The 11,112-nt window shown below is 56.7% G+C and carries 13 protein-coding genes, 1 tRNA gene and 1 other RNA gene; 11 read left to right on the plus strand and 4 right to left on the minus strand.

The features are described from left to right. The first annotated feature begins 157 nt into the window (after nt 1-157). On the plus strand, nt 158-730 hold the full coding sequence (def, locus tag NML54_RS07085) for a peptide deformylase (RefSeq protein WP_060823562.1): 573 nt from the start codon (nt 158-160) through the stop codon (nt 728-730). A gap of 131 nt (nt 731-861) precedes the next feature. Here def and rnpB read toward each other — a convergent pair. Continuing rightward, nucleotides 862-1,267, minus strand: an RNA gene (rnpB, locus tag NML54_RS07090) — RNase P RNA component class A. A 114-nt stretch (nt 1,268-1,381) separates the two neighbouring features. On the opposite strand from rnpB, the gene NML54_RS07095 reads away from it, so the two are divergent. After that, nucleotides 1,382-2,173 carry a YaaA family protein gene (locus tag NML54_RS07095; protein ID WP_254756995.1) on the plus strand — a complete coding sequence of 264 codons (792 nt, stop codon included), beginning with the start codon at nt 1,382-1,384 and terminating at the stop codon, nt 2,171-2,173. A gap of 358 nt (nt 2,174-2,531) precedes the next feature. Here the strand turns inward: NML54_RS07095 and NML54_RS07100 are convergent, their stop codons facing one another. Continuing rightward, nucleotides 2,532-3,476 (minus strand): Nif3-like dinuclear metal center hexameric protein, encoded by a 945-nt coding sequence (locus NML54_RS07100; protein WP_254756997.1) that lies wholly within the window; start codon nt 3,474-3,476, stop codon nt 2,532-2,534. Nucleotides 3,477-3,643: 167 nt separating this feature from the next. Here NML54_RS07100 and msrA point away from each other — a divergent pair, with 167 nt between their 5' ends. From msrA to NML54_RS07145, 9 genes are all read left to right on the plus strand, one after another. Next, nucleotides 3,644-4,165 (plus strand): peptide-methionine (S)-S-oxide reductase MsrA, encoded by a 522-nt coding sequence (gene msrA, locus NML54_RS07105; protein WP_254756999.1) that lies wholly within the window; start codon nt 3,644-3,646, stop codon nt 4,163-4,165. 547 nt (nt 4,166-4,712) lie between these two features. After that, nucleotides 4,713-4,769, plus strand: coding sequence for a hypothetical protein (locus tag NML54_RS07110; RefSeq protein ID WP_254757019.1), 57 nt, complete (start codon nt 4,713-4,715; stop codon nt 4,767-4,769). Nucleotides 4,770-4,778: 9 nt separating this feature from the next. Continuing rightward, nucleotides 4,779-4,943, plus strand: coding sequence for a hypothetical protein (locus NML54_RS07115; RefSeq protein WP_254757001.1), 165 nt, complete (start codon nt 4,779-4,781; stop codon nt 4,941-4,943). Nucleotides 4,944-5,084: 141 nt separating this feature from the next. Continuing rightward, nucleotides 5,085-5,867, plus strand: a complete 783-nt coding sequence (locus NML54_RS07120; protein WP_254757003.1) for a DUF6318 family protein — start codon at nt 5,085-5,087, stop codon at nt 5,865-5,867. A 316-nt stretch (nt 5,868-6,183) separates the two neighbouring features. Beyond that, a complete protein-coding gene (locus tag NML54_RS07125) occupies nt 6,184-6,732 on the plus strand; it encodes a DUF6318 family protein (RefSeq protein WP_254757005.1) in 549 nt (182 codons plus the stop codon). Further along, nucleotides 6,701-6,940, plus strand: a complete 240-nt coding sequence (locus NML54_RS07130) for a DUF6318 family protein (protein ID WP_254757007.1) — start codon at nt 6,701-6,703, stop codon at nt 6,938-6,940. Before NML54_RS07125 ends, NML54_RS07130 begins: the two co-directional genes overlap by 32 nt. A 245-nt stretch (nt 6,941-7,185) precedes the next feature. Beyond that, a complete protein-coding gene (locus NML54_RS07135; RefSeq protein WP_254757009.1) occupies nt 7,186-7,926 on the plus strand; it encodes a DUF6318 family protein in 741 nt (246 codons plus the stop codon). Nucleotides 7,927-7,966: 40 nt separating this feature from the next. Then, nucleotides 7,967-8,740 carry a DUF6318 family protein gene (locus NML54_RS07140; RefSeq protein ID WP_254757011.1) on the plus strand — a complete coding sequence of 258 codons (774 nt, stop codon included), beginning with the start codon at nt 7,967-7,969 and terminating at the stop codon, nt 8,738-8,740. A gap of 359 nt (nt 8,741-9,099) precedes the next feature. After that, entirely contained in the window at nt 9,100-9,867 is a 768-nt protein-coding gene (locus NML54_RS07145; protein ID WP_254757013.1) for a DUF6318 family protein, read from the plus strand. Nucleotides 9,868-10,347: 480 nt separating this feature from the next. On the opposite strand, the gene NML54_RS07150 is transcribed toward NML54_RS07145, so the two are convergent. Both NML54_RS07150 and NML54_RS07155 read right to left on the minus strand, forming a co-directional pair. Continuing rightward, nucleotides 10,348-10,420 (minus strand) — tRNA-Glu (locus NML54_RS07150). 307 nt (nt 10,421-10,727) lie between these two features. Next, nucleotides 10,728-11,112: LAVTG motif-containing sortase-dependent surface protein (locus NML54_RS07155; RefSeq protein ID WP_254757015.1), on the minus strand; the 385-nt coding region annotated here is incomplete at its 5' end.

The raw sequence follows: 11,112 nt of genomic DNA on the forward strand, positions 1-11,112 counted from the left end.
TACGGTGTACCGGAACAGAGCTTTTACACCCGCACTTTAAACCAGCGAGCGGGAACAGGGCGCACCGCATCTTCACGAGGTACATCTTCACGAGGCAGACACACCCGGCAAGTTCCCATTCAACAGTTCCCGTTCAACACAAGCAAAGGATAATTCCGTGGCTATTCGCCCCATCGTTATTCACGGCAACCCCGTTCTGCACCGCCCCGCGGCACCCGTCACCGAGTTTAATGATGAGCTCAAGGAACTCGTGGCTGACATGTACGAGACCATGGACGCATCCAACGGCGTGGGCCTGGCGGCACCGCAGATTGGTGTGGGCCTGCGCATCTTCACCTACAAGATGGAGAATGAGGACGGCGTTCCCCCGCGCGGCTGCATCATCAACCCGGTACTGACCCTGGGCAAGATTTCTACCGCTGACCCGGACCCCTACGAGGAAGAAGAGGGCTGTCTGTCCTTCCCCGGTTACGGCTTCCCCCTCAAGCGCGCCGAGTGGGTGACTGTGAACGGTCTTGACGAGCACGGCAACCCCGTCCAGTTTGAGGCGACCGGCTGGTTCGCACGTTGCATGCAGCACGAAACTGACCACCTGGACGGCAAGCTGTACGTGAACCGCCTGAACAAGAAGTGGACCGGCAAGATGAAGAAGGTCGTGAAGAAGGAAGGCTGGACCGTTGACGGTAACTCGTGGATGCCCGGCGTGGATCCGGATCCGTTCGGCCACTAATCACGAGCTCTTCTAATGGTCAGAAACCTCCCGAGAATTTAAAACGAAGACCGCGAATGCACTCTAAAAGCGCATTCGCGGTCTTCGTTTTCCATTAGCCGATGATGTTTTCCGTCAGCTAACGGTAGCGTGAAACGGGTCATCCTATGAGCCGGGTTCTGTCTAAAACGCCGCCCGAAGGAGCGTTTTGAGGCAATCATCTATCTAGAACGTACGTTGCCGCACGTCTCAAGCAGTCTACCCGAATACGCGCCCCACCTCCGTGAAGGAAGCTGACGGGGATCGGGCGCACTACCCTACCATGGCGTATTCTGTTTGACCTTGCTCCGAATGGGGTTTACCTAGCCGAGCACGTCACCGCGCCCGCTGGTGGTCTCTTACACCACCCTTTCACCCTTACCGCGGCGAACCGCGGCGGTTTACTTTCTGTGGCACTAGCCTGCGGGTTACCCCGAGTGGATGTTATCCACCATCCTGTGCTGCGGAGCCCGGACTTTCCTCGAAACACGTATGCCTCGCGATTGCCCGGACGGCCCGTTTCACCCAACCCATTATACGCACAACCTTGGAGGTGGCTATGTCCCGGGCTCCCTCACGGGTGCACAGGGGCGTGTTGGGGGCACACCGGCGTCTCGCGGGTACACTGGAGAGATGCTGATTCTTCTTCCCCCCTCCGAAGGTAAAACCTCCGCCCCCACTGGTAACGCGCCCGTATGCTTTGCTGACCTCTCGTTCCCTGAGCTTACGGCTGAGCGTGAGAGCGTTCTGGAGGAGCTGGCGCAGGTAAGCGCCAGCGTAGACGCTCTGGCGGAGCTCAAGGTGGGTTCCTCTCTTAAAGCAGAGGTGGAACGCAATACGCGCCTGCTGACCGAACCAGCACAGCCCGCGATCCGCACCTACACTGGCGTGCTCTTTGAAGCACTGGATTATGCAAGCTTCTCCCCCGCCGAACGCGATGCCGCGCACTGGTCGCTACTAATTTCTTCGGCGCTGTGGGGTATTCTGCGCCCCGAGGACGCGATCCCCGCCTACCGCCTGTCGATGGGCATAAAGCTGGGTTCGGTGGGTGCGCTCGCCTCCTTCTGGAAGGGCGCGTTAGGTACCGCTCTGGAGGCGACCGCGAAGGACCAGCTGATTCTGGATTGCCGTTCTGCAGCCTACGCGAAGTCGTGGGTGACTTCCCCGTCACAGACTCTGGCGGTTCGTGTGGAGCGTGTGGCGGCTGATGGGTCGCGTAAGGTCGTCTCGCATATGGCGAAGCATTACCGTGGCCTGTTTGCGCGCTACCTGATTCAGTCGGGTTTGGCGGCTCGTCCTATTGGTGGTTCCACAGCGGGTATTGCCGAATTTTTGGAGGCGGTCAGCGAGGACTGGTCGGTGGAGTGCACTCTGCCGACGGCGCGTAAGGCGGGTGTTTTGACTCTGCTAGTGCATGAGCAGTAGGTTGCCCAATTATTTGTTTTCGCTTATTTTTTACATCATATTGAAGATTTTTTAACTATTTTTCTAGGGGCTTAAACCTGTATTTCCCCCTGTAAAACCACTTTCCCACATTTGCGGCGCTTTCGATGCTCAGCACATGGTGAGCTGGTGACTCTGATCGGCGCATTCCAGGCTCGCGCTACGTAAGGTCGTTTAGACCGCTCGCGTTCGCGGGGTGCCCCCCTCCCAGAAGTAATGCCCTGCCTTTACGTTCTTTTGAGAATCCTTGATGAAAGATTCCTGTCGGACGCGTACAGGCCGGGCTTTACTGTGTCTATTTCTTGGCTCTTGGCAGCTCTTCAGCCGCTACTTTGAGCGTTTACTGTTCAGTCAGGCTGGTCCATGTGACGGCGGGTTCGGTGCTTGCCGAGTGCGCCTCCTGACCGGTTGCCACGCCAGTGGAGACGGTGAAGTCCCACGGGTCGGTGTTCAGCGTGGACAGCTTCGTTTCGATGGTGAAGCCGCGCTCAGCGAGCAGGGCGCGCAGGCGGTTTGCCGCCGACTGCAACCACAGGGATTCGCTGGCTGCGTGGGAACAATCAATCAGAGCGATGTTGCTGCCGTCAACTCGTGCAGTTTCACGGAATTCACTGGCGGGGTGGTGGCGCAGGTCGGCGGTGATGTACACCTGCGCGTCGGTGGCACGCACGGCGCCGAAGAGAGAGTCACCGGCACCGCCGCAGAGGGCGACGCGGCGGATTGGCTGGTCGGCGCGTCCGGCGATGCGCAGGCCACCGGCGGTTGCGGGCAGCACCGCAGCGAGGCGTTCTGCCAGTTCCTTGAGGGTGATTTCTTCAGGTAGGGTGCCGAGGCGACCGGTGCCTACCGTGTGTTCCTGTTCGTCGAGTACCTGGGTTTGTGCTTCGGTAAGCGGTTCACAATCAATCAGGCCGATAGCCTCACAGAGTGCTTCATTCACGCCTTCAACGGCGGCATCTGCGTTGGTGTGCGCGCCGAGCAGGCCGCATCCACCTTCGATGAGGGTGTGCAGAACGTTGCCCTTATAGTCGCTGTCAGGGATGAACTTTGCGCCGCGTAGCAGTAGCGGGTGGTGGGTGATGAGTAGTTGCGCGCCTTCGGCTACGGCTTCTTCGGCGGTGGCGGTGAGGGCATCCACCGCAAAGAGGACGGTGCTCACTTTAGCGGCGCCACGTCCGGCGACGAGGCCGGAGGCGTCCCATCCGGCGGCGAGTTGCGGCGGGAAGAGCGTGTGGAAGGCGTCGACGACTTCTGCGAGGGTGGGGGTTTCTAGTTTTTCAGTCATACCTCTATTGTGGCAGGTAACGCGGCGGGGCAGGTGGCGCAGTGGGGATGTGGGTGGTTTACGCCAAAGCCTGCGGTAGCGCAGGAATATTGTGCGGCCCTACGGTGTTCTTTAGGTAGTGTGGTTCTCTAAGTGTTAGTTCGAGACCCAATATTCGAGGAGGAATCATGACTGATGTTGTTCTTGCCGGCGGCTGTTTCTGGTGCCTGGATGCGGTGTACCGCCAGTTCCGCGGGATTGAGGCGAGCGTCTGCGGCTACACGGGCGGCGATACTCCCGACCCTGATTATCGTTCGGTGTGTTCGGGTGCGACCGGGCATCAGGAGGCGCTGAAGCTCAGCTTTGACCCGCAGGTCATTGGCCTGGATACGGTGCTGGATATTTTCTTCACTAGCCACGATCCGACCAGCTGGGATCGTCAGGGTGCGGATACCGGTTCACAGTACCGTTCGGTGCTTTTCTACGCGGATGAGCAGCAGCGTGAGGCGTTTGAGCGTGCGGTGGCGCGTGCTCAGCAGCTGTACTCCTCCCCCATTGTTACGCAGATTAAGCCCCTGGGTGTGTTCTATGAGGCTGAGGATTATCACCAGAACTATTACGCGTTGAATCCGGCGCAGGGTTATTGTGCGTTTGTGGTGAGCCCGAAGGTGGCTCAGGCGCGCCGTAATTTTGCGCAGCTGCTCCGTTAGCTGCTCCGTCAGTCGGTGCGTCCGGTTAAGTTGAGGCGTATTACATTGTTCACCCCGTAGCTGTCTTTTGTTGTGTGGCAGCTACGGGGTATCTTCATATGCGCCCGGCTATTTGTTGTTCGCCGGTGCTTTACGGTTGCTCTAAGGTGCGACGGATATGATGGGGGGGGTCGACTCACTCCTCCTTGTCCGTTGACTTCACCAAAAGACTGCTGATGACTAGCTCCGCTTCTAAGCCCATCGCCTTGAGCCGTCGCACCGCGCTGGGTGCGGGCGGTGTTGGTCTTGTTGCCGTGTTGTCTGCGTGTGCGCGTACGGTGTTGTCTGCGTGTGCGCGTACGGTGTTGTCTGCGTGTGCGCGTACGGTGCATCCGCCAGTTGATATTGCTTATTCTGAATCGGCGAGTGCGAGCCCGTCTGCTTCGCCGGCGTTGCCGTCTGCGAATACGTCGTATAAGGGTAAGGTCCCGTTCGATAACTTTGAGAAGAACGGCGAGTACATTCCTGCCGCTGCGAGAAGAAGGCACAGAACTTGCCCAAACCGATCATGCCGGAGAAGGCGCAGGAGCTGAGTATTGACGGTATTTATGCGCTGATTGGCTAGAGGCATCTGATGGAAGGCGATAACCGCAATAAGTCCCTGGTTGGGGCAGAAGGTTCGCAGGGCCAGGCGATGAGAATCGTTGTGGAGTATAAGGAGGGTGCTTGGTTTATGAGCATTCAGGAGGATAAGGATGCTGATAAGAGCACGGAGTCTGCGAGCCCCTCAGCGTCCTAGGGCACTGATTGCAACTTTTTAACCTTTTCTTCGCAAAATAATGCAGATGGAAACATTTGATACATATTTGCGTACTTTAGGTTATGATGGGGTTGTCAACTCACTCGATCTCCTTTGTTGACTTCCTTTGAAAGGCTGATTATGACGAGCCCTTCCCCTACCTCTGCTGGTATGTCCCGCCGCGTGGCACTGGGTGCGACCGGTGCCGGCGTACTGGTTGCATTGACTGCGTGCGCTAGCGATATTCGCCCGCTGGCTGATAGTTCCCCCTCCGGTGAGGCTTCCGCGAGTGCGTCCGAAAGCGCATCCACGAGCGCCTCGGCTAGTGCTTCCGCGTCTGCCTCTTCCGGCAAGTCCTACAAGGGCTTCGTGAAGTTCGATAACTTCGAGAAGAACGGCGAGTACGTTCCTGCTACGGCTGAGAAGAAGGCACAGAATGTGCCCAAGCCTCTCGTTCCGGAGAAGATGAACGAGCAGAGCGTTGATGGTATTTATGCGTTCATTGGCTACTGGCTGGCGAGCTTTAACTATGCGCTAATGACCGGTAATACTGAGCCGATGAACAAGGCTGACCCTGCAGATGTGTATGTGAAGGGCCTGCAGGAATTTACGTTCATGTACGAGAGCGATTTGGGATGGATGTACGGTACGGATACCCCGATTACTCTTGAGCTGATTTCTAGCGCGCCGCAGAAGCCTTCCGGTAGCAGCACCCGTTACAGCTGGGCGACCTACATGAACTACAGCCCTGATGCAAAGATTCATCGTGAGGGTCAGTCTGATATACCTTTTAAGACGGACTCTAGCCCGAACGGCAAGCTGATGAAGGCTGCTGTGGAATACAAGGACGGTAAGTGGTTTATGCTCACCGGCAATGAGGACTCTTCTTCGTCTGGTTCTTCCTCGAGCTCTTTTGCTGTCTAGGCCCCACCTAAACGGTTCAGGCCTAACGGTTTGAGATAGGCTTCTCCCCCCGCCCGCGGTAATACACCATAGGCGGGGCCTCTTTGTCCCGAAACTGTGCCGAAACTTCGCCAAGATTCTGCTGGAACTCTGCGGAAACACAGGGAACGCAGGGAACACTCAGGCGGAAACCCTGCGGATGGCCGGGGTCGGCGGAGGGTGCCTCGGGTACGCTTAACGTATATACATTGAGGTACTACATGTGGTCTTTACCTACAGGTTGTGAGCTTCGTGCTGACGGTTTTTGGGGGATGAAGGATCCGACGAAGGACTTCCGATGACTACTTTCTTCACTCGATGTACCACCCTGGGTGTTACTGTTGCTGGCGCGCTTTCTGCGTTGACTGCGTGCGCTAGCGATATTCGTCCGCTGGCCGATAGTACCGGCTCGGCTTCTCCGTCGGAGGCTGCGACCGCCTCCGAAACTGCTTCCGCTTCAGCGTCTGCGAGTGCTTCTCCTTCGGCATCTGAGAGTGCTTCTGCTGCTTCGGGTCTTCGCTCTTCGGGCGGGAAGTATAAGGGCATCATCACTTTCGAGAATTATGTGGAGAACGGCAAATATGTTGTAGCGACCGCTACGAATCCGGCTGATAACGTGCCGAGGCCTGCCCCTCCGGAAAATATCAATGAGCACAGCATTGATGGTGCGTACGCTTTCTTGAGTTTCTGGCTGGCGAGATTGAACCATTTGATGATCTCGGGTGACCCGGGCCCGATTGAGACGGTTTACTATAAGGGCTACAGCTGGGAGAAGTACCAGAGCACAATCAAGCTGTATGCGTCGCACTGGTTGGGTGTACGGTACAGAAACTCCGTATATTGTTGATCTGCTGGCTGATGCTCCTCGGGAGGTGCCCGGCAGCAATAACGTTGCCTTCATTTGGGAGGGCCTCGCCCATATGGACCCCAAGATGATGCGGCAGTATAGGAGTCAGCCTGAGAAAGCGACGAGTACCGATGAGTCGAAGAAGAAGGTGGCGAGGTTCCGACTGGAGTACAAGGACGGCCAGTGGGAGCTGTCTAGCGCCGCGTAGTTGCCGCTTTGCAGGGGGTCGTTCCGTAGTGACTTCTCGTGCCCTAAGACCCCGCGCCTGGTGAAACGATGAGTGTGGGGTCTTATTTTTCTGAACATTCAAGGTGGTCGCGGGGCTATTTGGTGGCTCTCGGGTAACCTTAAAAATATATACATTGACGTACTGATAGGTCTGTACGGGGTGCGTATGCCTGCCGCGGTGTGTGGCGTTGTTTGCTCTGTATTGGCTCCAACGAAGGGCTTCCGATGACTACCTTCTTCACTCGACGTACTCTCCTGGGGGTTGGTGCGACCGGTGTTCTTGCGGCGCTGACTGCGTGCGCTAGCGATATTCGCCCGCTGTCGCAGAGTTCCGGCGGTTCCTCTGGCTCGGCTTCCGATGCTGCTTCTGGCGTGGCTTCCTCTTCTGCGAGTGCCTCGGCGTCGCCTTCTCCGACGGATGGTCACACTCCCGGCTCGTATGTTGGTCCGGTTAAGTTCAATAACTATGAACGGAACGGCACCTACATTTCTGCGAATGCGGATGCGCCGGCGCAGAACGTTCCGAAGCCTCTGGTCCCGGAGAAGATGAAGGAAAACAGCTCCGAAGGCGCCTACGCTCTGATGGGTTATTGGCTTGCCTCCCAGAATTATCTGATTCTGACCGGCGATGTTAAGCCGCTGATGAAGGCGGATCCGGCGAAGGCTTTTTTGAGGAACTCTAGGACCATAATTAGGCTCTATGAGTCGGGTCTGGGTTGGATTTACGGTTCGGATCAGCCGTACAAGATTGAGATTGCGGAGAATGAGCTTCAGCCGGTTGCTGATAAGCCGGACCGTTATGAGTGGCTTGTGACCGTCGCGTATGATCCTGCCGCTAAGTACCACATTGAGGGTGAGCCTGATGCAACTATCGTTGAGGAGGAAAAGACGATTCCCCGCACGACGAAGTTCATCATGGAGTATAAAGAAGGCATGTGGCGCATGCTTTTGAACAACAATAGTTAGTTTCCCTCATCTTCTGATACGCACTACTTAAGGATTTTTCATGGCAACTTTTCTTTCTCGACGTGCCGCACTAGCTGCTGCTACCGGTGCCGGCGCGGCTGTAGCGCTGACTGCTTGCGCTAGCGATATTCGTCCGCTGGCTGATAGCTCCGCTTCCGGTGAGGCTTCGGCGAGTGCCAGCGCTTCTGAATCTGCGAGCGCATCCGCCTCGGCATCTGCTTCAGCGACTGAGTCTGCTAAGAAGTCGTACAAGGGCACGGTGAAGCTCGACAAGTACGAGAAGAACGGCGAGTACGTTCCTGCCACGGCTGAGAAGAAGGCGCAGAACGTACCTAAGCCTATTGCTCCGGAGAAGATGAATGAGGCGACCATTGAGGGCATGTACGAGTTCCTCTGCTACTGGGTGGCAAGCTTCAACTACATGTTCATGACGGGCGATTACGAGCCGCTCAAGAAGGCTGACCCTGCCGGTGAGTTTGCGAACGATCACAACAATGTTGTTCTTGTGTACTCCATTGCCAAGGGCTGGGTGTACGACACGGATGCACCGGTTACCGTTCAGCTTCTGACTGATGCCCCGAAGAAAGCCGCTGGTGGCCGCAACCGTTACGATTGGATCGGACGCTTCATCCAGGACCCCAAGGCGAAGCTCCGCGTTGAGGGCCAGGCCCCCATTCCCCTAGCCGAGGAAGGATCTTCCAAGAGCGAAGTAACTAACTTTACGATGGACTACAAGGACGGCTCCTGGTTCATGGTCAGTGAGGAAGATTCCTCCGATGTGGATTCTTCCAAAAAGAGTGAGTCTAAGGCCTAGAACACCAACGCCTCTTGCAGGCGGTCACTTTTATATTTAGAGGAAGAGATACAGGGGAAGCTCCCGCATGTAGTTGAGGCTGCCTGCGGGAGCTTCCTTTTTTTGGTTTGTATGGCCTGCGTTGGGCAGTCAGCCCTGCTGGAGAAAGTAACGTAGCAAATTCGATCAAGCCTACGGCAAGCAGTTCTTCTCCGACATAGAAAGCAATGATGTACCTCACAGGGTCCCGTGTGTTTCATCATCTACCGCCACTTTTACGGCGTTGGAGACGCACACAACATTGGGCTGACCACTCCCCTGCGATATTCTGGAATTAGTTTATTTCCGGCACACACTTTATTCACCTCAGAAAGAGCCCCATGTCTACCATGTATACCCGCCGCACCGCCCTGACCGCACTGGGTCTGGGAACCGCTGCACTTCTTGCCGCATGTTCCTCGAAGTCTTCCGAATCTTCGGCGACCGCGAGCGCGTCCACTACCGACTCTTCGACCGCAAGCACTACCGCGTCCGTCTCCCCCACCGCGGAGGCAACCGCCACCGTTGAGGCTGGCCCCAGCATGAAGGGCAAGGTCGTTCTTGCCGACTACTCCTCCACCGGCACTTTTGAGCCCGGCACCAAGGAGCACAAGGCTGTAAACGTTGCGATTCCCTTGGAGCCGGCGAAGCTGCGTGAGAACAGTGTTGAGGGTCTGCACGCGTTCATTGCATACTGGCAGGCTACCTTGAACTACCTGCTGCTGACCGGTGACGATGTACGCTTCACGAACATTGACCACACCGGCGACTACTCGACTGTGGCTGAGTTCTTCCAGAGCATGTACGCTTCGGAGAGCGGCTGGGTGGTCGGTTCGGAGCATCCGATGATTCTGTCGCTGACTGCTGATCGCCCGACCAAGGACACCCGCACCGGCTACTACACTTGGGCAACCGAGATGGTGATTGATGGTGCTGAGGGTTCTGGCGTGTACAGCAAGACTAATAATCGTGTGCAGCCGCTGACCGAGGTGTTCAAGTACCCGGGTAAGCCGGTGGCTGGCCAGATTGTGGCGCACTACCAGGACGGCACTTGGCGTATGGTGCGTCGTGCTCCGGGTACTGCGTCTGCTTCGCCGGTTTCGTCGTGAGCCCGAGCGGTTCGGCTGAGTGTGCTGCGTCTGCGGAGGTGACCGTTGCAGGTTCTGCTGAGGGTTCGGCGGAGGCTACTACTGCTTCCGCTGAGGCGTCGGCACAGTAGAGTCCGGATCCCCTATATCGCCTGAGAAGCCACATGTGTTTCGAGAGGCCACCATAAACGTGGCTTTTCGAAACACATGTGGCTTTTCGCCTTTACTCTTTCTTGAAAAGACAGGTATAAACAAAAAGCCTGGCTTCCGAAGAAACCAGGCTTTTTCCTAGTGTGACCCCAACCGGATGTGAACAGGTGACGGAGGGGCATGATGCCGAGCGCGCGAGGAAATCCATCATGCCCCGCAGTGCCGCGACGTAAGGAGCGGTGCCGTGAGAGGCTCACGGCGGCACCATAGAATCTAAAAGATCATCCGACAGATACAGATATAAACAAAGAAGCTCCCCAATCTTTCGACTGGAGAGCTTCTTTCCTAGTGTGACCCCAACCGGATTTGAACCGGTGTTGCCGCCGTGAGAGGGCGGAGTACTAGGCCGCTATACGATGGGGCCATGAGACTTGCATCTCTTTTACCAGGTCTCCCTAGCAACACATATAACTATACAGAGGTTCCCGGGAACAGCCAAATCGAAAAGCGGTGAATTGAGTCACATATTTTACACCGAGTGCAAGACCCACCGTATAGACTCTTGTCCAGCTAAACAGCCCCCCCCCCCGGCAGCCATCCGGCAACTCCCCAACACCCACCTCCCCACCCACGCCTGCCCCATTCAGGCACGACGGCATCACGGCATCAAGGGCACAAAAATGCGCCCCGCACAGTGTACGGGGCGCATCCGCTCAAACTAGAGCAAGAAACTATGCCTTGCGGCGGCGCACCATCAGAGCAGCACCCGCAATCAGAGCCACCGAAGCGAAAGCAACCAGCGGCATCACAGCGTTAGCACCGGTGTTAGCCAAAGGGCCACGCGAAGAGCCAGCGTCGCTCTTAGCAACCGAGGAACCACCGTTGGAAGAATCGGACTTATCATCCTTCACAGCATCCGGAACAGACTTGGAGTCAGACTTAGAGTCCTGTGCACCGGTCTTAGCGTCAGACTTCTTATCTTCTGCCTTCTTGTCCTCAGCCTTCTTGTCCTCAGCCTTCTTGTCCTCAGCCTTCTTGTCCTCAGCCTTCTTGTCCTCAGCCTTCGGGTCAGCAGGCTTCGGGTCAGCAGGCTTCGGGTCAGCAGGCTTCGGGTCA

Origin of the sequence: Rothia gullae (genome assembly GCF_024294905.1) — a bacterium.
Taxonomy (GTDB): Bacteria; Actinomycetota; Actinomycetes; order Actinomycetales; family Micrococcaceae; genus Rothia.